The organism is Bacillus sp. DX3.1, assembly GCF_030292155.1.
GTDB lineage: Bacteria > Bacillota > Bacilli > Bacillales > Bacillaceae_G > Bacillus_A.
Window position 1 is genome coordinate 676,295 of the sequence record NZ_CP128153.1, and the last position, 22,145, is coordinate 698,439.

The window sequence follows — 22,145 nt, forward strand, 5'->3', positions numbered from 1 at the left end:
CCCCACTGGTAGAAGTTTTACTGTATCGTTACTATCATTCGTTCTTCCACTTATATCCTACTTTATAGATTGTCTCTAAATATTGTTCAACAGGAAAATCTTTTTTTCTTAATTTATCCCGAATATTACGAATGTGTGAATCGACGGTACGATATTCAATATCCGTTTGATAACCCCATATTTTTTCAATTAAGTCATCGCGGCTATAAGCACGGTTTGGACTTTGTAAAAAAAGCCCAAGTAGTGAAAACTCGATAGGAGTCAGTGAAATCTTTTCATTGTAAACAGTAACGGTATGCTTGGTTTTATCCCATTCAATGCCATTGAAGCTAATAAAACCATCTTTTTTCGTTCGACGCAATACCGTTTCAATGCGAGCAACTAACACTTGTTCATCAAAAGGTTTTGTAATATAATCATCGGCTCCAATTGTAAGTCCCTTTACCATATCGTAGTTTTGATTACGTGCTGTTAGCATAATAATCGGTACATTACTCATTTTCCTGATTTGAAAACATGTATCCCATCCATCTATATCAGGCATCATGACATCTAGCAAAATAATATCAAAGTCTTTTTGTTGGACAAGCTCAAGAGCTTCTAAGCCAGAAGTTGTTTTCATGCAAAAATAACCACGTGGACTTAAAAATAAATCTAATAGACGCAACATGCGTTCTTCATCATCAACTAATAAAATTTTTGTCATCGTATTGTACACCTCAAAACATTCATTCTGTATCCATAGTTTACATGAAAATGAGAAAAAACTCTGTTTATGAGATTTAATCATAAAGTATTTTTTTGTGCAAAAGCAATTGCCATAAAAAATGCACTACTTTTGCACAACTCTTTTTTATAATAGAAAACGTAGCGACACAAATACCCTATGTTGCGACATAACGTCATGTCATTTTATTTATAAAATGACAATTCCATTCTATTGTGTATGTGAGATATTGGGGATTTTCGTATTCACCTCGCATCGAATAAGGAAATTTTCCTATCTCACACTTTTTTTGATGTTATAAAGGGGACTTGCAAATGAATCAAAAAGAAGAACGTTTGAAAAAAGAAAAGCAGGATCGTAATGCAGCGGTTATGTGTATTGCAGTATCTATGCTGATTATCGTGACATGCGCAAATAAATTTTTCGGAATTCTATAGATCATAGAAAAACTCGTTGTTTCAGTTTCAGGAAACAACGAGTTTTTTATTATTTTGTCTATGTAAGAGGCTAATGATGAGTTTCCTAAGGGAATAAGGGATGAAAAAATGATAGAAGGCTTAAACAATAAACCAAGGAAGAAGAGCTAAAAATGTTGTGACAACAACTGTACCGCAAACTAACAAGATAAGATGTTTGTGCTGTTTCATGTCAAAACTCCTCCAATTATTGATTTAATTTCATTACAACAGATTTTTCGTTTACCATTACTTCTATCATTTTTGTCATCGCTTATCTCTCCTTATTGTTATTTTGTATTTTTAGTATAGCGAAATAGGGTGTGTAAGACGATCGATAAAAGTGACATGAACATTACATTATTGTAAGAAAACATACCTTGGTGAAAAATTATCCCGCTATTCGCGGGCAGAGACCCCCACTTCAAGATTCAGAGAGAAACAAAGAAGATAGGTGGGGGATAACTGCCCGTAAAAGCCCGATTGGTGAGGGCTAATGATCAGTGGGGGATGAAGAAAACCCCCACTGATAAAAGTTTTACTTTATCTTGTAGCGGTAAACGAAGTTATATGTAATACAAAAATAAGGATAGATGGAGCTGAGTATACTCAGCTCCATCTATCCTCTTTTTGTATTATACAATGTGTAATAATATCCCGCTATTCGCAGGCAGTAAAACCCCCACTGATCAAAGTTTCAATTTATATTGAATACTTTGTTTCATAAGAATTTGTAGTGATTTTACTTTTTCATACAATCAATCGTTTAAAAATAAAACCATATGTTCTTCATCCCAATATTGACCATTATGTTTCAAGGATCGTTCTTGTACGCCATATGTTTGGAAGCCAAGTGATTCATATAATTTTTTCGCAGCTGTATTTCCGATGACAACATCAAGCATGAGCTGTTCTACATGCAATTTATGGGCATTTTCAATAATCGCTTTGATTAATGCACGTCCCGCTCCAAGGCCGCGAACTTTTGGTGATACGTAAACAGAGCCAATTTTTGCTTTATGTTCTTGCTTTATAAATGGTTTCGTTTCCAAAGTAGCGATTCCAATTAAATCATTATCTTTAAATACACCGAGTGTACGTTTATCTGGATTATCCAAACGTTTTGCCATTGCAGCAACAGGGTCTGCTTGTTTTAGTACATCTTCATAAGAGGAACTAAAAGCCTCTGGATTTTGAATTAATCCTTCTACACAAACTTGTAAATAGATCTTAGCATCTTCTTTTGTTAATAAACGAATTTCCATGCAGGTGACCTCCTAAGTTTATCCCGCTCTATAGGGCAGCAGGCACTCCGCTCCAATGTTTGAAGCAAGGAGATGGCTGACCATAAGAGTCCGATTGGTGGAATTTTCTCAACTAATATAAATTCCGCTTTATACTTCATTAGAGCTTTGTTTACAAAGCAAATATATTCTGCACTCATTCCATCTTAATTTGTAAAAGAATGAGAAGAGATATGCGGTGAAGAGCGTATCTTCATTTGTTTTGCTATTGGTGAAGGCCAATCGTCGGTGGAGATGAAAAAATCTCTACTGTTGAAAGCTTCACTTTATGTAATGAAATTATATATTAACTTTATTAACTATTCAATAGTTAAATATGTTACATTTTCATAACTAAAAAATGACCCCTTTGTATAGGAGTCATTTTGTCTCTACTATATATCCTTCAATCCGACTTGGATGCGTATAAATATTGCAAGATCCATTTCGAATAAACCCAACAACAGTAATACCTAAATCGTTAGCGAGTTGTAACGCTAATTTCGTTGGGGCTGATTTGGAAAGAACAATTTCACAACCAATTTTAGAAACCTTTAATAAAATTTCAGATGAGATACGACCGCTAAATGCAATAATTTTTCCTTTGACGGGGATATCATTACGTAAACAATGACCATATATTTTGTCTAATGCGTTATGTCTTCCAATATCCATTCTTGATACGAGAATGTTATTTCGGTCACAAAGAGCTGTATTATGGACCCCACCTGTTTGACGAAATGTAGTAGAAGATTGCTGTAAGTTATTCATTAAATGAAAGCATTCTTCAGGAGTAATCGTTATATGTATATGATCCAATTTTTTTGCTTTTGCTGCATCATTTATAAAAACAAAGCCTTGTCTACTTTTCCCGCAGCAAGAAGTAACATATCGTTTATTATATAAGGTTTGATAGAGTGGATTGATTTGTGATGTTGTAACATGTACGAAACCTTTTTCCTTCTGTATCCATAACTCATCGATATGTTTATAAGAAGTTATAATCCCTTCAGAAATTAAAAAACCTACTACCATATCTTCAATATAATCTGGAGTACATACAACTGTTACATATTCTTCCCCGTTTAATTTAATTGTCACAGGATATTCTGTAACAATTTCATCTTCTTGTTCAAGAAATGGTCCAGCTTGATAACGTACCATTTTACATGTTTCTTGGACAGGTCCCATACGATTTCCCCCTTTATCCCGCTATTTGCGGGCAGTAAGGCCTCCACCTCAAGATTCCGAGAGTAGCAAAGAAGATAGGTGGGGGATAAACTGCCCGTAAAATCCCGATTGGTTCAACCTTTCTCAGTGGGGGATGAAGAACCACCACTGAGAAAAATTTTACTTTATATGTATTTTTCTCTCTATTCATCATAAAACAACAAGAAAAGAAAAGCATCTGTTATATACTTAATAGAAGATTTTTTGGTTATTATTGTATATGTAAGATATAATAGAATGGTAGAATATATATCAATTGTAGGCTTTCGGAGTAAACCTTATAGCATCTAGAATCGGCTTCTAAGATATGTTTTTAACATGAGCGTTTCAACAAAGAACGTATAGCAATTCAGTTTTGAAAACGTATTCAAAACGTATTGTGCAGTTGAGTGTAAGGAGAGGGAAACTATGGAAGAACAGACAGTTCGTGTAATCGTTGATGGAAAAGAATTTCTTTCATCTGGTGAAAAAACGATACTGCAATTATTTAACGAGAGTAATGTAGAGCATCCGCAAATTTGTCACGTACCAGAAGTAGATCCAATTCAAACTTGTGATACATGTATTGTGGAAGTGAATGGCAAGCTAATGCGTGCTTGCTCAACAAAATTAGAAGACGGCATGCATATCGAAAGAAAATCAGCGCGTGCTAAAGAAGCACAAACGGAAGCAATGGATCGAATATTAGAGAATCATTTATTGTATTGTACAGTATGTGATAACAATAATGGTAACTGTAAAGTTCATAATACGGTACATATGATGGGGGTTGAAGAGCAGAAATATCCATATGAACCGAAAGTCAGTGCTTCTGAAGTGGACATGTCTCATCCATTTTATCGTTATGATCCAAACCAATGTATTGCCTGTGGTCAATGCGTAGAAGTATGTCAAAATTTACAGGTGAATGAAACGTTATCAATTGATTGGAGCTTAGATCGCCCACGTGTTATTTGGGATAGCGGTGTGAGTATTGATGATTCATCTTGCGTTAGCTGCGGACAATGTGTAACAGTTTGTCCTTGTAACGCGTTAATGGAAAAATCCATGCTGGGGGAAGCAGGATTTATGACAGGTTTGAAACCAGACGTGTTAGATCCAATGATCGATTTTGTCAAAGATGTAGAACCTGGATATAGCAGTATTTTAGCGGTTTCAGAAGTTGAAGCAGCAATGCGTGAAACGAAGATAAATAAGACAAAAACAGTTTGTACATTTTGTGGTGTTGGTTGTTCATTTGAAGTTTGGACAAAAGACCGTCAAATTTTAAAAGTGCAGCCTGTATCAGATGCACCAGTAAATGGAATTTCTACATGTGTAAAAGGGAAGTTTGGCTGGGACTTTATGAACAGTGAAGACCGCATCACAAAACCATTGATTCGCCAAGGCGACATGTTTGTTGAAGCAACATGGGAGGAAGCTTTAGAGGTCGTTGCGTCTAATATGCAGCATATTAAAGAAGAACATGGTAGCAATGCCTTTGGATTTATTTCTTCTTCGAAAGTAACGAATGAAGAGAACTATTTAATGCAAAAGCTTGCTCGTCAAATATATGGAACAAATAACGTTGATAACTGTTCCCGTTACTGTCAATCACCAGCAAGTGATGGCTTAACAAAAACTGTTGGTATAGGTGGTGACACTGGGACAGTGAAAGATATTGCGGAGGCTGGCCTTGTCATTATTATCGGTGCGAATCCAACAGAGGGACATCCAGTACTTGCAACCCGTGTGAAACGTTCTCATAAATTACATGAACAAAAGTTAATTGTGGCAGATCTTCGTAAACATGAAATGGCAGAGCGTGCTGACATGTTCGTTCATCCAAGTCAAGGAACAGATTATGTCTGGCTGGCAGGTGTAACGAAATATATTATTGATCAAGGCTGGCATGATAAAAAATTCTTAGACGAAAATGTGAAGAACTTTGATGAATATAGCAAAATGTTAGAGAAATATACACTTGATTATACGGAAAACATTACAGGTATTTCGAAAGATACACTAAAAGAAATGGCTCGTATGGTATACGAAGCAGATGGTACTTGTATACTTTGGGGTATGGGTGTTACACAAAATACAGGAGGTAGTACAACATCTGCAGCCATTTCAAACTTACTGCTTGTAACAGGTAACTATCGTCGTTCTGGTGCAGGTGCATATCCACTACGCGGACATAATAACGTACAGGGTGCTTGTGATATGGCGACATTGCCAAACGTGCTTCCTGGTTACCAAGCAGTATCAGATGATGCACTACGCGCGAAATTTGAAAAAGCATATGGGACTACAATTCCGAAAGAACCGGGATTAAATAATATTGCAATGCTTGCTGCAGCAGAAGAAGGAAAACTGCGTGGTATGTATGTAATGGGAGAAGAAATGGCGTTAGTTGATTCCAATGCGAATCATGTGCAACACATTTTAGGTAATCTTGATTTTCTTGTCGTTCAAGACATGTTCTTATCAAAAACAGCACGTTTTGCTGATGTTATTTTACCAGCGGCACCAAGTTTAGAAAAAGAAGGAACGTTTACGAATACAGAGCGTCGTATTCAGCGTCTATATGAAGTTATGAAACCACTTGGCGATTCTAAACCAGACTGGTGGATTTTACAAAAAGTAGCTCGTGCACTTGGCGGAGATTGGAATTATGAAAATCCAAGTGAAATTATGGATGAAATTGCATCACTTGCACCGTTTTATTCTCAAGCGACATACGACCGTTTAGAAGGATGGAATAGTTTATGTTGGGGTAGTCATGATGGTAGTGATACACCAATGTTATATGCGGATGGCTTTAATTTCCCTGATAAAAAAGCACGTCTATCATTGGATGAATGGGTTCCACCAGTTGTAGCGCCGGAAGAATACGATTTATTATTAAATAATGGTCGTCTGCTCGAACATTTCCATGAAGGAAATATGACAAAAAAATCAGTAGGAATCTTATCCAAAATTTCTGATGTGTTTGTTGAAATTTCACCAGAGCTTGCAAAAGAGCGTAATGTGAAAGATGGTGGTCTCGTAGAGCTTACATCACCATTTGGGAAAATAAAAGTGCAGGCACTTATTACAGATCGTGTGACTGGTAACGAACTATATTTACCGATGCATGCGACAGTGAATGAAGAAGCAATTAATATTTTAACGGGAACAGCAACAGATATTTACACATGCACACCAGCCTATAAACAAACGCGAGTGAAAATGCGTGTACTGCGTGAAAAAGGAAAACGCCCGCTTCCTGCTTCAAACCCAAGAGATAAAAAACGTCATCCACAAAATGGTGTTGAAATTCAGCAGAAATGGCAACGAAAACAATACGTATCACTTGTGGATCAGGACTAGGGGGCGAAGAATGTGGCAAAAGAAATTACATTGATTCAAAAGAAAGTTATAACAGAAGAAGCGAAGAAGCAACAGTTATCAGATGAGTTGTTAACACAATTCGCTGAAAACCGCGAAGCAGTGGAAGAAACGATGCAATTGTTAGCTGGGTTGCAACAAGCTGGTCTATTAGATGCGGCAATTAGTTTACTAGCTGCGAAAGAGGATGTTTCTAAAATTGCCGTAGAGCAACTGAATCGTGAGCCGGTAAAAAATGCATTAAATAATATGATGGGGGCAGGAGAAGCGTTATCTTCTGTAGACCCAGAAGTGACTAAGCAAGTGACATCTAGTTTAGTTACAGGTTTACAATTTGCAACAGAAGAATTAAAAAAAGGCAAGAAAATAAAAATTATGGATTTCTTTAAAGTGTTAAAGGATCCAGATATAAATAGAGCGATTACTTTTGGCTTTAACTTTTTAAAAGCGTTTGGACAAGAATTAGAAGAGAAGAAATGATGAGGAAAGAGCGATGGATATGAAATCCATTGCTCTTTTATATATATGTATAAGAGTGTTAATGTTAGGCGGAACATATTATTATTAAAAGCATGGATTCCGAATATATATAAATCCATTTTGATTTTTCGACATATAGCCGCGGCTATGGATAACAAAAGGTGACCTGCACTCGTTTTCTCTCTTTGTTTTCACTATGTCTGGGACAGGAAAAGGATCTGACCGCTTCTATGCATGACCGGATGCTCTCTCCCGCCTAAAAAGAAGGGTTTTATGTCGTTTTTTTAATTTGTATTTATATAGAATATGGACTCCTTCTTAAATATAGTTTTAGAATTTGGAGGATATATGCTACACCGTAAAAGACTATCTATACCAGGGGTAATGAGACATTCCTTTCAAACAGTAAGATTTGCTTTTGGGAATGTATTAGCGTTTCAACTCGTTTATAAACTGTTAGCGGCAATTGTGTTTATCCCGCTATTCGGTATGATTTTTAACAAGTTATTATATTTAGGCGGTTATGCGCATGCGACAAATGAAGAGTTGCTCGCATTTTTGAAAACGCCATATGGCATTGCGGCAATTTTAGTTTTATCGATACTGGCACTTTTCCTCATTTTTACGGAGTTTGCAGTGCTCATTATGATTTCGTATTTTGCACATAAACGGCAGAAGGTGCGATTACGTCCTATTTTATATAAAACGGTAACGTATTTACCTTCTTTTTTCACATATTGCTTACCAGGATTTATTTTATATGTTGTTGTTTTACTACCTCTTTTAAGCATCGGTTATAAGTCCGCATTGATTCCCGAAATTCAAATTCCAAATTTCATTACGGGAGAATTGTTTAAAACAACAATAGGACAAGTAGGGTACTATACTTTTTTTGCGGTAGTAACGTACCTAAATCTTCGTTGGATTTTCGTTCTTCCTATTATTGTGTTAGAAGGCAAGACGTTTCGCGTTGCTGCACGTAAAAGTGCAATTCTTGTGAAAGAAAGCTTTTTTAAAGTCGTTTTATTTTTAATTGGATTCTTTATATCAATTGGGATTGTGTTTCTATTCTTTACAGGTATTTATCTCTTGTTATTGTGGGCACTATATTATGTTACAAATCCAGAAGGTACATTTGCATTGCTCGCAGAATCAACTTTATCCGTATTTCTAACAAGTACCTTATATGTATTTAGTTTTATCGTAACGCCGTTCTATATTATGGCGTTAACTCGCTTGTATTTACAGAAGGTTCCGATTGAAGAAGTTTTACTAGAAGAAGGATTAGATTATTCGAAAACAAAGGCAGATAAATGCTTCTTTAAAAAGCATCGTTTGAAATTTATCGGTGTATATATTGGCAGTGTTCTTGTAGCTGGAATGGTTGTTGCTTTTATCGTGGCATTTATTACGAACACGTATAAAGAACCGGTTATTATGGCACATCGTGGCTATATTTCTAAAGGAGTAGAGAATACGAAAGAGGCAGTGCAAGGAGCGATTGATGCAAAAGCAGATTACGCTGAAATTGACGTCTTGCAAACAAAAGATGGCGAGTTAGCAGTGATACACGATTTGAAATTAAAGCGTCTTGCAAATGCAGATGTACATGTATCAGATTTAACGATGGATGAGCTTCGACAGCTTACATTGAATCAAGATGGATTCTCAGGGGGAATTAGTACACTTGATGAGATCATTAAGCTTGCGAAAGGAAAAATCAAGCTTAATATAGAAGTAAAGTTGCACGGAAATGAGAAAGATTTTGTAAAGAAGGTTTTAAAAATAATCGAGAAAAACGAATTCGAAAAACAATGCGTGATTCAAACACTTCATTACCCGCTCATTAAAGAATTTAAACGTGCAAATCCAGATATAAAAGTAGGGTATGTACTATATGCAAGTGTTGCAAATTTAAAATATGTTCAAGCAGATTTTTATGTAGCAGAAGAATACATGCTGAATAAGCGTTTAGTAAACTCAGCTCGTAAATTAAATAAACCGATTTACGTATGGACTGTAAATGATATGGAAAATTTAAAGAAATATTATAAATTGAATGTTGATGGAATCATTACAGACTATCCGGAAGATGCAAGAGAAACGATTAAAGTGCTGAAAGAGCAAGAAGAGAATGAAACGGATATGTTTGATAAAATTACAGAAACAACGGAAGATTTATTTTCAAAATTATTTATGAGCTACCCGGCTGCTGGTTAAATACCAGGAGCTTATTTTGTGTAAAAGAATATGCTTCTAAAATATTAGAGGAATCCTAAAGTGTATATGTATATAAGTGTAAGTGTTAACGGAAGTGCATTATCATAAAAAAGATTGGATACAGATTAGCTAGTAGGGCTTCTAATTAGAATATGGTCCTCTGCTCAAATATAGTTTGTGCATTGGGAGGAAGATGTGTTATTCCATGGAAGATGAGACATTGCCTTCAAACTATACGATTTGCCTTTTAGAATGTTTAGACGAAATTGTTGGCTAGTTACTGCTAGTTACACTATACTTTAAGTAAATGAGTAAAGATGAACTGAAGAAAGATAATTTTTTAATACTGCTATAGATGATGTTATGTTAAAGGTATCACTCTAGTCTTTATCAGGGTCTTTAGAACTATGTATATTTTGTGTAATACGAAGAGGTGTTAATTAAATGAAATCCTACACACAATTTGAACGAAGAAAATACATACTTGATGAGTTAGAAAAATACAATCGAGTGATGGTAAATGATTTAGCCAAGGCGTTAAATGTTACCACAGAAACAATTCGAAGAGATTTAGATATGATGCATAAGGAAGGTAAGCTTACGAAAATACATGGTGGTGCAGTTAAGAAAAAAGATCATACTATTGAATTTTATTTTGACAAACGTCGATCTGAGAATATTGAAGAAAAACGAAAAATTGCTATGGAAGCAAGTAAATTAGTAGAAGATAATGATATTATTGCCATTGAAATTGGCACGACTACAATGCAAATTTTGGATTTTATACATGACAAAAAGAACTTGACGATCCTAACAAACTCAATACCAGCTGTTAATAAAGTTATTGAGCTTAAAGAACAGTATGATTCATTTGATTGTAAATTAATAGTCTTTGGTGGAATGCTAAATTCCAATTCATTAGCATTGTCTGGAGACGTGATGCTAAACTATCTTGACCACTTCACTGTTAATAAATTATTTGCTTCGTGTGATGGAATTTCTTTAGAAAAGGAACTGACATGTTCGTATATTGAGGATGCGCAAGTTTTTCAGCAGTTAAAGAAAAATGCAAAACAAGTTGTGATGATGATAGATGAGTCAAAGTTTAATTTAACAAAGTTTTATAAAAGCGGAAATTTTGATGATATAGATGCACTATATACAAATGCTAAACTCGATGAAGTATGGCAAAACGTCCTAATAAGTAAAGGGATTGAAGTAATAACAGTATAGAAAGAAAATCTTAAAGTAGACTATTTCTTAGTGAGGTAAGAAATAGTCTACTTTTTTGTTTATATGTTGTTTTGTTTTGTTATTATGTTGATTTTACAATTCGTTAACATAATAACAACATTGCGTTAATAATGTGCTCGTACAATATGAACTAGGAGGTGACAAGAATGCAAATAAAATTATCAAAAGCTGTGTTCTTTTTATTACCGGTTGGAATACCTCTAATATTGTTTTGGGTGGTTCCAAATTTAATTAGTTTAGGTATTAGTTTTACAGACTGGGATTTCATGACCAATGATTTTAACTTTGTTGGTTTAGATAACTATCTCAATTTGTTTACACAGGATTCTTTTATACAAGCATTGTTAAATACTCTTTATTTCGGAATTGGAACAGTCGTTCCAACGATTGTATTAGGTTTAGGTTTTGCATTGTTCTTTCGAAAAAAATTCAAAGGTTCTGCAATTTATCAATTATTGATTTTTTCACCTTGGGTAACACCAACGGTAGCTGTATCGATTGTATGGTCACTTCTGTATGAACCTAAATTTGGAGTTATCAATACGCTGCTAGAGTTTTTCGGGATACCTGGTCTGGACTGGCTGAAGAGTAGTGACACAGCGATGCTAGCGGTCATTATCGTAACAGTATGGAAATTAGTTGGATGGACGATGATTTTCTATATCGGTGCACTAGAGAAAGTACCAGATAGCTTGTATGAAGCGGCTAGTATCGATGGGGCGAATTCATGGCAGAAATTTCGATATGTAACATTACCGATGGTTTCACCAACAACCTTTTTCTTAGTTGTTGTTAATACAATTTCTTCGGTACAGGCGTACGATCAAATTAAAATTTTAACACAAGGTGGACCGAGTGGATCGACGCGAACGTTACTGTATTTATTCTTCCAGCAAGGATTTGAACAGTTCGATATGGGATCTGCAACGGCAATCGCATTTATTATATTAATTATTACAATCCTACTATCCGTTATAAACAAGATAATAGGTGACAAGTGGGTGAGCTATTAAGGTGAATGATATGAAAAAGACGCCATTAATTATAAAGCATCTCTTTTTAACTTTATCAAGTATCTTGTTTGTCTTTCCATTCATATGGATGGTACTTGGTTCATTTAAAACATCCAGTGAAGTATTACAAGGAGGGTTTTGGCCTAAGACATTTCACTGGGAAAATTATCGTGAAGTATTAGAAATTCTTCCGTTTCATACGTATCTATTTAATAGTTTTTATACCTCTTTCATTATTACGATATATGTACTTGTTTCGTCTGCACTCTTTGCTTATATGTTGGCATTTTATAAGTTTAAGGGGAAGAACTTGACCTTTAGTATTGTCATGGCAACGTACATGATTCCTGGAGCGGTATCGTATGTTCCGGTATATGTGATGTTAGGAAAGGCGGGCTTACTTAATTCGCATTTTGGATATATCATTTCTATGGCTGTGAGTGTATTCGGTATTTTTTATTTAAAACAATCATTCCACAAGGTTGGTTATGAAACGATAGAAGCAGCCAAAATTGATGGAGCAAGTGATTGGAAAATTCTTTGGAAGATTGTTTTTCCAATGACAAAGTCATCATTTGTAACACTAGGATTGGTCACATTTATTGGTAATTATAATAATTATATCTGGCCAGCTCTTATATTGAAAGATAATACTCAAAAATTAATTACGAACGGAATTGCTGATTATTTCATTAATAGTTCTTTAGGCCGAGATTGGTCGCACATTATGGTTGCAAGTACAATCGCCACAGTGCCACTCTTAATCGTATTTTTAGTTTTACAAAAATGGTTCCTTTCAGGCGTTACTGATTCAGGAATAAAAGGTTAACTAAATTTAAAGGAGACATTCGAGATGAGAAAATTATTCATGCTTTTAACAATTTTATCATTGTTTGTTAGTGCACTTGCAGGATGTGCAGGCGGAAATGGGAGTACTGTCAAAGCAACTAAAGAAGGAGAGAAGATTGTTGTTCCGTTTATTAATGGCGTAGGTGGTTCACTTGCAGACCGAGTAGATAAAATTGTCGAGGAATACAATAAAAGTCAAGACAAATATGTAGTGAAAACAACAAAAGCAGGTAACTACGATGAGTCTTATCAAAAGCTTCAAAGTGGATTTGCAGCGAATAACCAAGAAGCAATTGCATTGTTAGGTTCGGACGTCATTCAAGAATATGTTAAGAAAGATTTAATTGTACCTATAGATGAATATGTTAAAAATGATAATGAATTGAAAAAAGAAGAGTATGGAAAAGGTTTTATGAATCAAGCAACAATTGATGGGAAATTATATGGAATTCCTTTTTACGGTACAACTCAAATTTTTTATTACAATAAAAAAGTGTTAGCGGAAAATGGTTTTACTGCTGAGGATTTAAAGACGTGGGAAGGCGTAGAAAAAGTAGCAAAAAAAGTAGCAAAACGTGACGGGAATGAAAATGTCACATACGCAGGTTGGATGCCAATGTGGGGTACATCAAACTTAATTGACTCAGTTCAAAGTGCTGGAGGAAGTGTATTAAGTGAAGATGGAACAAAAGTGTTAATTAACGATGAAAAATGGGTTACAGTATGGGAAAAATTCCGTACGTGGATTCATGAAGATAAAATCATGAATATTCATTCAGGTGGAACTGGATGGGAATATTGGGATAAAACAATAATCGATCTAGTTGAAGGTAGAACGTTAGGATTTACAGGTTCATCTGGTGACCAAGGATTTGTTTTTAAATCGTTAGGTAAGGGAATGAATGAGGAAGAACGACTTAACACATTTGGCGCATTACCACAGCCAGCTTGGGGTAACAATAAGCCAGCACCAAAATTAGAAACTTATTTATTCACATTAACGAGAAATATTGACCCAGAAGTAGCAAAAGGTGCATATGACTTTATGAAATTTGCTACAAGTACTGAGAAAACGGCTGAGTGGTCAATGGCAACAGGTTATATTCCTGTTCGTGACAATGTAACAGATTATGGCCCTTATGCTGAATTTGTTAAAAAACAACCACAAGCATTAGTTCCATTAGAGCAAGCGAACCAATACGGAGTTGCACCATTCACAGATCCAACAGGTGGTAAAATCAATGACGCGTTAAATGTAGCGAAGGATAAAGTAGAAATTGAAGGGATTCCTGCCAAAAAAGCATTAGATGAAGCAGCTAAAATTGCACAAGAAGAATTGGATAAAGTTCTGAAAAAGAAGAAATAAACTTATGTATTACTTTGAAGAGAAACGTGAGGTGCTTTTGAAGCAAAGAAGTACCTCTATGATCCTATAATTAAAATATAGAAAAAAGGTGTGGGAATCATGATTGAAATGAAAAGTACCATGACTCTTTCTCCATTTGTAAAAAATAAACATTACTTTTTAATGGATTCAGCCGAGATTCTTAATTTCACATTAACTATTGATCAAGGAGTCAGTCGGAAAATCCCGCTTTTATTAATCTTGAGAGACTCTAGAGGTTGTGTGCGTATACAGTATCAAACACCAATTGTTGAAGAAAAACTGGTTGTCGCAAAAGATCCAAAGTTTTGTTCAGCTGGTTGTGCTGGAGGGGAAATACCGTCTGGTAATTGGGAATTAGAAGTAGTGTATACTCCTCATTGTGCAGATAAAGCACTAAAATTTACCGGAAGAAAAGTTGACTATACAGTAAATATACTGGTGAATGACGTGGTAGAGCGAGAATACAATCGAGAGCATTTTTGCAAAGAAAATGTTTTTATTGATGAACATGATTTTGAAAAAGTAGTGAATGAAGAGCAGCGTTGGTACAAAGGAGATTTTCATGTACACACAAATTTAACGGATGGCGAGATAGATGACGAACTGGCAATGAGTATATGTGAAAAACAAGAGTTGGATTTTTTATATGCGACGGAACACAATATTGTCATGCCATCTTATCAAAAAGGAAGCACATTGATTATACCATCTATGGAACTTACAACTCCTTATGGTCATTACAATATGTTCGGTATGAAGGAATACGTTAACTTTACAGAGTATTTAGATGAATCGCTTAGCGCCAAAAGCATGAATGAGCTATTTTCTCTCATGAAAGAAAAAGGCTATTTAATTAGCGTGAATCATCCATTTATGGAGCCTTGGGCGAACCAAATTAATATTAACTTAGAAAATATTCATACAATGGAAATAATGTGTGATCCAACTTATAAAAAAAGCAAAAAATCTACTTTAGAAGCTTTAAAGTTTTTCGATCAAATGTGGTTGAATGGTCTTAAAATCTGGGGGATAGGAGGAAGTGATTCCCATCTACATCCATCTAAAACCTTCCCAGGATCTAAAGACCCGTCGATTTATGGTGATCCAGGAACGTATGTATTATGTAATGGTTTATCTATTAAAAATTTAAAGGATGCTATCGAAAGAGGTAGAATTTATTTTTCGCGATTTAGAAAATTAGAGATAGATATTCAAAACGAAGGTAATGCCATTTATGTTGGCGATGAGGCTCAAGGGAATATCCGTTACAACATTCAGACGGATAAACCGTGCGAGTGGAGGTTAATTAGGAATGGCCAAATAATCGAAAAAGAATTTGGCAGCGAAGTAACCTTTGATTTTGATTTAAATGAAGGATCATATGCTAGAGTTGAGGGCTGGGAAGATGATGAATTAGTAGCGTTTATTAATCCTATTCGTCATAACGTTAGGCGTAAGAATATTAAAACATGGTATGAAGTTTTAGGGGGAGTCGAAGGTGAATAAAGGAATTATTTTTGATAAAGATGGAACACTAATACAGCTAGATTCTGTTTGGTACAAAATTGTTCATCGTGTGCTAGATGATATATTTCAAATGTATCCAAATGAAAAAAGTAAACGAAATGAATACCTAAAGATTATTGGTATGAGTGATAACAATTTTGAGAGTACAAGTTTATTAGCTTGTCGAACAAATTATTTTATTGCAGCTGCATGGTTTTCGTTATTAGAAAATCAAAATGTGAATAAAGAAAATTTTATTCATGATGTATGTACGTTATTCAAGAAGCACTCTACAGCAGATGATCTCGTGTTTACAGAAGTGGAAGGTGCAAAGGAAACATTAAAATATTTAAAAGATCATGAATATGTAATTGGAGTTGTTACAGCAGACGACGTTGATGCAGCTATTCATTCACTTAAAATGACGGGATTATATGATTATGTGGATTTTTTAGGTGCAGATGATGGTGTTAATAAAACAAAACCTGAAAGTGATTTTTATCATATATTCAAAGAGAAATTTTCACTGGCTGAAGAAGATGTGTTGATGGTAGGAGATACAATAACAGACGTTAAATTTGCAAGAAATAGCAACATTAAAGTGGTGGGTGTTCTGTCAGGTGCGAGCAGGAAGGACGATTTAGAAGGAAAAGCTGATTATATTTTAGACAGTATGAAGGAGATTTCAAAAGTTTTATAAAACAACTGTTTGATTAATATTGTCGATAACAGCATCTTTAAAAATAGCTAAAATTATAGGAGGCAATTATGGCTCAGCTATCATTCAAAAATATTTATAAGAAATATGATCATGATGTGACAATCGTAAAAGATTTTAATCTAGAAGTGAATGATGGAGAATTTATCGTTTTGGTTGGACCTTCAGGATGCGGAAAATCAACGACATTACGTATGATTGCAGGACTTGAGGAAATTTCAGACGGAGACTTTTATATTGATGGAAAACGTGTGAACGATGTGACACCGAAAGACCGAGATATTGCAATGGTTTTTCAAAGCTACGCTCTTTATCCGCATATGACAGTTTATGATAACATGGCGTTCGGTTTAAAACTGCGAAAATATAGTAAAAATGAGATTGACCAACGTGTGAAACATGCAGCACAAATCCTTGGACTTGAGAAATATTTAGACCGAAAACCAGCAGCACTTTCAGGTGGACAGCGTCAGCGTGTTGCATTAGGTCGAGCGATTGTTCGGAATGCAAAAGTCTTCTTAATGGACGAGCCATTGTCAAATTTAGATGCGAAGCTACGCGTTCAAATGCGTGCCGAGATTACAAAATTACACCAGCAGTTGCAAACAACAACTGTGTATGTCACGCATGATCAAATAGAAGCTATGACGATGGCGACACGCTTAGTTGTGCTAAAGGATGGTATCATACAACAAGTCGGTACACCTAAAGAAGTCTATGAAAAGCCAGAGAATGTATTTGTCGGAGGATTTATTGGATCTCCTGGAATGAATTTTTTTAAAGGAACATTAACAGAAAGTGCTGTTATGATTGATAAATGGAAAATTGAAGTTCCGGAAGAGAAGATGAAAAGTTTACAAAACAAAGGGTATATCAATAAAGAAATCATCATAGGGATACGTCCAGAAGACTTTTATTATGGAAAAACGCTTTTAGACTTACCGCATAATACAAAGATAACGGTAACGATTGATGTGTCAGAATTAATGGGATCAGAAACATACCTTTATTCCAACATCAATGGTCAATCCTTTGTTGCACGTGTTAACTCCTCAGTTGATGTGCATAGTCAATCAAAGATGGACCTAGCTTTGAATATGGACAAAGTGCATTATTTTGACGCTGAAACTGAAAAACGAATTGTTTTATAGATTATTCCATTATTAAGTTATCAACACTTTGATAGAATAAATTTCATTGGGCTTATCCAAAACAGGGATAAGCCTTTGTTGTTGAGTAACTTCTTTAATTTTTAACATGTTTGTTTTATATAAGTACAAGTTGAAAAACTGACATAAAAAACCCCTTTCTTTTTAGATGGACGAGAGTATCCGGCCATACATAGAAGCGGTCAGATCCTTTTTCTGCCCCACGCCAAGTTAAAACAAGGAGAGAAAACGAGTGCAGGTTACCTTTTGTTCTTTATAGCAGCGACTTATATGCCTGCGAATCAAAATGAATTTATATAAAAAGAATATAGTTCTAAAATATTACAGGGAATAGGAAGCGTATATGTATTCACTTTTCATTAATTTTTCACATTGTTATATTATTGTCAAATAATAAATGGTTAATACGCATTTGCCATGGTTATAATAAAAATAGAATGGTAGATAATAGAAAATACGAAACTTCCCCCATGAAATAAAGTTCTTTATATTTACACTATTCTAAATATATAAACTTTTAAAATTTGATATGTTAGCGTTTTCATAATTTTGAAGTTATGCTAGAATAAGGACATAAGTTATTAATTATTATAAAAAGAAAAAAGAATTCCTTTTTTCTGTTAATTATAAGGGGGCATTTCATTATGCGTATTGGGGTACCAACAGAAATTAAAAATAACGAAAACCGTGTGGCAATGACACCAGCTGGTGTTGTGCATTTAGTTCGTAACAATCATGAAGTATTCATTCAAAAGGATGCAGGTCTAGGATCTGGTTTTACAGATGTTGAGTATGTTGAAGCTGGAGCGAAAATCGTTGAAACAGCTGAAGAAGCTTGGAACATGGATATGGTTATGAAAGTTAAGGAACCAATTGAAAGCGAATACAAACATTTCAGCGAAGGTTTAATCTTATTCACATATTTACACTTAGCTCCAGAACCAGAATTAACAAAAGCTTTAATTGAAAAGAAAGTTGTAGCAATTGCTTACGAAACAGTACAATTAGAAAATCGTTCTTTACCATTACTTGCACCTATGAGTGAAGTAGCTGGTCGTATGTCTGCACAAATCGGTGCACAATTCCTTGAGAAAAACAAAGGCGGTAAAGGTATCTTACTAGCAGGTGTTCCAGGAGTAAAACGTGGTAAAGTAACAATTATCGGTGGTGGACAAGCTGGTACAAATGCTGCTAAAATTGCAGTTGGACTAGGTGCGGATGTAACAATCATCGACTTAAGTGCAGAACGCCTTCGTCAATTAGATGACATTTTCGGTAACCAAGTGAAAACTTTAATGTCTAATCCTTACAATATTGCACAAGCGGTAAAAGAATCTGATCTTGTTATTGGTGCAGTATTAATTCCAGGTGCAAAAGCTCCAAAACTTGTTACAGAAGAAATGATTAAATCAATGGAACCAGGTTCTGTTGTAGTAGATATCGCAATCGATCAAGGTGGTATTTTTGAAACAACTGATCGCATTACAACTCATGATAACCCAACTTATGAAAAACATGGTGTTGTTCACTATGCAGTTGCAAACATGCCTGGTGCGGTTCCACGTACATCTACACTTGCATTAACAAACGTAACAGTACCATATGCAGTACAAATTGCAAACAAAGGCTACAAACAAGCTTGCTTAACAAACTCTGCGTTATTAAAAGGTATTAACACATTAGACGGCTATGTAACATTTGAAGCAGTTGCAGAAGCTCACGGTGTAGAATACAAAGGTGCAAAAGAATTATTAGAAACAGAAGCTGTATCTTGCTAATTGTAGCATTGTACTAAATTAAAAATCGAACAATATTTCATACAATATGATAAGAGCTAAGAGAGAAGACCTCTTAGCTCTTCTTAGTAAAAGGGGGCATACATCGTGGCCAACCTATTTAAAAAGAAATCCGTTACGCAATTGTTAGGGGAAAGTAAAAGTAAGACTTTGTCGAAGACTTTAGGGGCATTCGATCTAACAATGCTAGGGATTGGTGCGATAATCGGTACAGGAGTTCTTGTATTAACTGGATTAGTAGCAGCAAGAGATGCTGGTCCAGCTGTTATTTTCTCATTTATGATTGCAGCAATTGTTTGTGGTTTTGCAGCGTTATGTTATGCAGAAGTTGCTTCCGCACTTCCGGTCTCGGGTAGTGTGTACACATATTCATACGCAACAATTGGTGAGTTTGTAGCCCATTTGATGGGATGGACGTTACTATCGGTATACGTCGTAACAACAGCGGCAGTAGCTGGTGGATGGACGGGTTACTTCCATAACTTAGTGAGTGGATTTGGATTAGAAATTCCAAAAGCGCTGTTAACGATTCCATCACAAGGTGGTATTGTTAACTTACCAGCAGTTATCATTACACTGGTGTTAACATTGTTATTATCACGTGGTACGAAAGAAAGTAAGCGCGTAAATAATGCAATGGTATTAATTAAAATTGGTATTGTTGTATTATTTATTGCAGTTGGTGTATTCTATGTAAAGCCAGAAAACTGGGTACCATTTGCGCCATACGGTTTAAGTGGAGTCTTTGCCGGAGGAGCAGCAGTATTCTTTGCCTTCTTAGGTTTTGATGCATTAGCAACTTCAGCAGAAGAAGTGAAAAATCCACAGCGTGACCTTCCAATTGGTATTATTGCCTCGTTAATCATTTGTACAATCATCTATGTTGCCGTTTGTCTAGTTATGACTGGTATGGTTTCTTATAAAGAATTAGATGTACCAGAAGCGATGGCTTATGTACTAGAAGTTGTAGGACAAGATAAAGTAGCGGGTATTATTGCGATTGGAGCTGTAATTGGTATTATGGCTGTAATTTTCGCTTACATCTATGCAACAACACGCGTATTCTTTGCAATGAGTCGTGACGGCTTATTACCGAAATCTTTTGCGAAAATCAACAAGAAAACAGAAGCACCAACGTTTTCAACTTGGTTAACAGGGATCGGTAGTGCTTTAATTGCCGGATTTGTCGATTTGAAAGAATTGTCAAACTTAGCGAATATTGGAGCGCTACTAACATTTGCGATGGTTGGTGTAACGGTTATCATCCTTCGTAAAACCCATCCAAAATTACAACGTGGGTTTATGGTTCCACTTGTACCAATCTTACCGATTATTTCAGTCGCATGTTGTCTATTCTTAATGGTTAATTTACCGTTACAAACATGGATCTACTTCGGTATTTGGTTGGCGATTGGTGTAGTCGTATACTTTGCGTATTCGAAAAAACACAGTCATCTAAAAGAAGACGAAAGTTCGCAAGATAGCTTAAAAGAAGCTAATTAAGGGATATAGATTTGAGCCTTGTGCGTTGGGGAGCGCGCAGGGCTTTTTTTGTTTTGTAAAAGGAAAAAAGAGATAACTTGTAGGATTTTGTATTTTGAAATTTATAAATGGGAATTTTCATTATGATCATTGGAATCAAAAGGAAGGATTTATCCCGCATTAATGGGCAGTAATACCTCCACCTCAAAGTTCTGCAAGAAGTAAAAAAGATAGGTGAGGGCTAATAATGAGTGGGGGATGAAGAAAACTTCCACTCATTAAAGTTTCACTTTATCGCTCTAAATGTGTTGATTATAGAAATCAAGATGGGAAATTAGGTTTCGTTAATCGTTGATGTAGTTAAAGCTGAATAGGTATAAGAAAAGAGGATGTGCTGAAGAGTCAATTTTTTAGCGAACATCCTCGTTTTATGTGCACCTATGATTTAGGGCTCATATATATATATAAATCCATTTTGATTTTTCGACATATAAGCCGCGGCTATGGATAAAAAAAGGTGACCTGCACTCGGCATGGGGCAGGAAAAGATCTGATCGCCTCTATGCATGGCCGGATGCTCTCTCCCACCTAAAAAGAAGGGTTTTATGTCGGTTTTTTAATTTGTATTTATATAGGACGATTTTGCATGAAGAGTTTAAAGTAGGCCGAAAATACGTTATATACTTGTATGGTTTGAAATGTGCACAAAATGTTCGGAAAATTTAGTGCGGATTTTATTGACACATATGAATAGACGCTCATATAATAAAAGTATAAGATATATGAATGAATGTTCATATGTTCAAATGAAGAGGTGAACTATAATGGCTGAAAATAAAGTAGAAACATGTCAGGAAGCATGTTCTCAAACAATTATTCATGAAGAAACTATTGATCAAGTAAAACAAACGATTCCAGCTGATGAAAGCTTAAGCAAAGTGGCAGAGTTATTTAAAGTACTAGGTGACCGCACGCGTACACGTATTTTACATGCATTATTTGAGGCGGAAATGTGCGTATGTGATTTAGCTTATTTACTCGGAATGACACAATCATCTATTTCACATCAATTGCGCGTACTAAAGCAAGCGAAGCTTGTGAAAAACCGTAAAGAGGGAAAAGTTGTCTATTATTCATTAGCTGACCATCACGTAATCCGTATCTTTGAGCAAGCATTTGAACACGTAAATGAGGAAGAGTAAAAAGA

The 22,145-nt window shown here is 35.3% G+C and carries 17 protein-coding genes; 14 read left to right on the plus strand and 3 right to left on the minus strand.

Annotated elements, in window-relative coordinates; genetic code table 11:
* Positions 1 to 34: 34 nt before the first annotated feature.
* Positions 35 to 706: a response regulator transcription factor gene (locus tag QRE67_RS03305; protein WP_286123526.1), complete on the minus strand. Its 672-nt coding sequence runs from the start codon at positions 704 to 706 to the stop codon at positions 35 to 37.
* A 335-nt stretch (positions 707 to 1,041) separates the two neighbouring features.
* Between QRE67_RS03305 and QRE67_RS03310 the strand changes: the two genes are divergently transcribed.
* Positions 1,042 to 1,164, plus strand: a complete 123-nt coding sequence (locus tag QRE67_RS03310; RefSeq protein WP_286123527.1) for a hypothetical protein — start codon at positions 1,042 to 1,044, stop codon at positions 1,162 to 1,164.
* Between the two features lie 776 nt (positions 1,165 to 1,940).
* Here QRE67_RS03310 and QRE67_RS03315 read toward each other — a convergent pair.
* Positions 1,941 to 2,447, minus strand: a complete 507-nt coding sequence (locus tag QRE67_RS03315) for a GNAT family N-acetyltransferase (RefSeq protein ID WP_286123528.1) — start codon at positions 2,445 to 2,447, stop codon at positions 1,941 to 1,943.
* Positions 2,448 to 2,846: 399 nt separating this feature from the next.
* On the minus strand, positions 2,847 to 3,656 hold the full coding sequence (gene fdhD, locus QRE67_RS03320; protein WP_286123529.1) for a formate dehydrogenase accessory sulfurtransferase FdhD: 810 nt from the start codon (positions 3,654 to 3,656) through the stop codon (positions 2,847 to 2,849).
* A 447-nt stretch (positions 3,657 to 4,103) separates the two neighbouring features.
* Between fdhD and fdhF the strand changes: the two genes are divergently transcribed.
* From fdhF to QRE67_RS03385, 13 genes are all read left to right on the plus strand, one after another.
* Entirely contained in the window at positions 4,104 to 7,046 is a 2,943-nt protein-coding gene (fdhF, locus tag QRE67_RS03325; RefSeq protein WP_286123530.1) for a formate dehydrogenase subunit alpha, read from the plus strand.
* 12 nt (positions 7,047 to 7,058) lie between these two features.
* Positions 7,059 to 7,544 (plus strand): helical membrane plugin domain-containing protein, encoded by a 486-nt coding sequence (locus tag QRE67_RS03330; protein ID WP_286123531.1) that lies wholly within the window; start codon positions 7,059 to 7,061, stop codon positions 7,542 to 7,544.
* A 348-nt stretch (positions 7,545 to 7,892) separates the two neighbouring features.
* Positions 7,893 to 9,764: a glycerophosphoryl diester phosphodiesterase membrane domain-containing protein gene (locus QRE67_RS03335; protein ID WP_286123532.1), complete on the plus strand. Its 1,872-nt coding sequence runs from the start codon at positions 7,893 to 7,895 to the stop codon at positions 9,762 to 9,764.
* Positions 9,765 to 10,208: 444 nt separating this feature from the next.
* The gene (locus QRE67_RS03340) at positions 10,209 to 10,997 is read left to right on the plus strand and encodes a DeoR/GlpR family DNA-binding transcription regulator (RefSeq protein WP_286123533.1); all 789 of its coding nucleotides are present in this window, start codon (positions 10,209 to 10,211) and stop codon (positions 10,995 to 10,997) included.
* 167 nt (positions 10,998 to 11,164) lie between these two features.
* The gene (locus QRE67_RS03345) at positions 11,165 to 12,031 is read left to right on the plus strand and encodes a carbohydrate ABC transporter permease (protein WP_286123534.1); all 867 of its coding nucleotides are present in this window, start codon (positions 11,165 to 11,167) and stop codon (positions 12,029 to 12,031) included.
* A 10-nt stretch (positions 12,032 to 12,041) separates the two neighbouring features.
* On the plus strand, positions 12,042 to 12,860 hold the full coding sequence (locus QRE67_RS03350; RefSeq protein ID WP_286123535.1) for a carbohydrate ABC transporter permease: 819 nt from the start codon (positions 12,042 to 12,044) through the stop codon (positions 12,858 to 12,860).
* Positions 12,861 to 12,884: 24 nt separating this feature from the next.
* Complete coding sequence (locus tag QRE67_RS03355) at positions 12,885 to 14,246, plus strand: extracellular solute-binding protein (RefSeq protein ID WP_286123536.1); 1,362 nt, start codon at positions 12,885 to 12,887, stop codon at positions 14,244 to 14,246.
* A gap of 99 nt (positions 14,247 to 14,345) precedes the next feature.
* Complete coding sequence (locus QRE67_RS03360) at positions 14,346 to 15,773, plus strand: CehA/McbA family metallohydrolase (RefSeq protein WP_286123537.1); 1,428 nt, start codon at positions 14,346 to 14,348, stop codon at positions 15,771 to 15,773.
* Entirely contained in the window at positions 15,766 to 16,473 is a 708-nt protein-coding gene (locus QRE67_RS03365; RefSeq protein WP_286123538.1) for an HAD family hydrolase, read from the plus strand. Before QRE67_RS03360 ends, QRE67_RS03365 begins: the two co-directional genes overlap by 8 nt.
* 68 nt (positions 16,474 to 16,541) lie before the next feature.
* Positions 16,542 to 17,642, plus strand: coding sequence for an ABC transporter ATP-binding protein (locus tag QRE67_RS03370; protein ID WP_286123539.1), 1,101 nt, complete (start codon positions 16,542 to 16,544; stop codon positions 17,640 to 17,642).
* 662 nt (positions 17,643 to 18,304) lie between these two features.
* Complete coding sequence (gene ald, locus QRE67_RS03375; RefSeq protein ID WP_286123540.1) at positions 18,305 to 19,438, plus strand: alanine dehydrogenase; 1,134 nt, start codon at positions 18,305 to 18,307, stop codon at positions 19,436 to 19,438.
* A gap of 105 nt (positions 19,439 to 19,543) precedes the next feature.
* Complete coding sequence (locus QRE67_RS03380) at positions 19,544 to 20,959, plus strand: amino acid permease (RefSeq protein ID WP_286123541.1); 1,416 nt, start codon at positions 19,544 to 19,546, stop codon at positions 20,957 to 20,959.
* Between the two features lie 803 nt (positions 20,960 to 21,762).
* Positions 21,763 to 22,140 carry an ArsR/SmtB family transcription factor gene (locus QRE67_RS03385; RefSeq protein ID WP_286123542.1) on the plus strand — a complete coding sequence of 126 codons (378 nt, stop codon included), beginning with the start codon at positions 21,763 to 21,765 and terminating at the stop codon, positions 22,138 to 22,140.
* The last annotated feature ends 5 nt before the right edge of the window (positions 22,141 to 22,145 follow it).